Source organism: Streptosporangium sp. NPDC003464, assembly GCF_053588315.1.
In genome coordinates, this window is record NZ_JBSFPS010000532.1 from 1 (window position 1) to 1,760 (window position 1,760).

Consider the following 1,760-nt stretch of genomic DNA (forward strand, 5'->3'; position numbering starts at 1 on the left):
AAGGTCCTGATCGCCAACCGTGGTGAGATCGCCGTGCGGATCGCCCGCGCCTGCAAGGACGCCGGACTGGCCAGCGTCGCCGTCTACGCCGACCAGGACCTCGACGCCCTGCACGTCCGCCTGGCCGACGAGGCCCACGCCCTGACCGGCACCACCCCCGCCGACACCTACCTCGACATCCCCAAACTCCTCGCCGTCGCCACCGCCACCGGCGCCGACGCCGTCCACCCCGGCTACGGCTTCCTCGCCGAGAACGCCACCTTCGCCCAAGCCGTCCTGGACGCCGGCCTGACCTGGATCGGCCCACCCCCGGCCGCGATCACCGCGCTCGGCGACAAGGTCGCCGCCCGCCACATCGCCCACCGCGTCGGCGCCCCGCTCACCCCCGGCACCCCCGACCCGGTCACCGGCACCGAACAGGTCCTCGCCTTCGCCGCCGAACACGGCCTGCCCATCGCGATCAAAGCCGCCTACGGCGGCGGCGGCCGCGGCCTGAAGGTCGCCCGCACCCTGGAACAGATCCCCGACGCCTACGACAGCGCCGTCCGCGAAGCGACCGCCGCCTTCGGCCGCGGCGAATGCTTCGTCGAACGCTACCTCGACCGGCCCCGGCACGTGGAGACCCAGTGCCTGGCCGACGCCCACGGCAACGTCGTGGTGGTCTCCACCCGCGACTGCTCACTGCAACGCCGCCACCAAAAACTCCTGGAGGAGGCGCCCGCCCCCTTCCTGACCCCCGCCCAGCGCGAACAGCTCTACACCGCCTCCAAGGCGATCCTGCGGGAGGCCGGCTACATCGGCGCCGGCACGTGCGAGTTCCTCATCGGCCACGACGGCACCGTCTCCTTCCTGGAGGTCAACACCCGCCTGCAGGTCGAACACCCCGTCACCGAGGAGGTCACCGGCATCGACCTGGTGGCCGAGATGTTCCGCATCGCCGACGGCCAGCCGCTGGGCTACGACGACCCCGCCCCCCGCGGCCACAGCATCGAGTTCCGCATCAACGCCGAAGACCCCGGCCGCGGCTTCCTGCCCGCCCCCGGCACACTGACCGCGCTCCGCGCCCCCGCCGGCCCCGGGGTCCGGCTGGACGCCGGCTACGAGGCCGGCATGACCGTGCCGGCCGCCTTCGACTCCCTGATCGCCAAACTCGTCGTGACCGGCGCCGACCGCGCCCAGGCGCTGCGCCGGGCCCGCCGCGCGCTGGCGGAGTTCACCATCGAGGGCATGCCGACCGTGCTGGACTTCCACCGCGCGGTACTGACCGAGCCGGCCTTCACCGCCGAACCCTTCGCGGTGCACACCCGCTGGATCGAGACCGAGTTCGTCAACACCCTGCCCCCCTACCCCACCACCGGCGACGCCGACGCCGCCGCGGAGGCGGGCCGGGAGCGGATCACCGTCGAGGTGGGCGGCAAACGGCTGGAGGTGGTGCTGCCGGCCGGGTTCGGCGCCGCCGGCGCCCGGCCGGCCGCGGCCCGCCCGCCGCGCCGCGCCGCCGCCGCGTCCGGCCGCAAGGCCGCCGCCGGCGGCGACGGCCTGATCAGCCCGATGCAGGGCACGATCGTGAAGGTCGTGGCCGCCGACGGCGACGTGGTGGCCGCCGGCGACGTGATCGTGGTGCTGGAGGCGATGAAGATGGAACAGCCGCTGACCGCGCACAGGGCGGGCACCGTGACCGGGCTACGGGCCGGGGTGGGCGAGAGCGTCACCGCCGGCGCCACCGTCTGCGACATCAAGGACACCTGACCACCCCCACC

Annotated in this window: 1 protein-coding gene; it reads left to right on the forward strand. The window is 74.3% G+C overall.

The window, feature by feature from the left end; translation table 11 throughout:
• Positions 1-1,749, forward strand: a 1,749-nt coding sequence (locus ACWDS7_RS48245) for an acetyl/propionyl/methylcrotonyl-CoA carboxylase subunit alpha (protein ID WP_451934793.1), incomplete at its 5' end; no start/stop codon positions are given.
• Between the last annotated feature and the right edge of the window lie 11 nt (positions 1,750-1,760).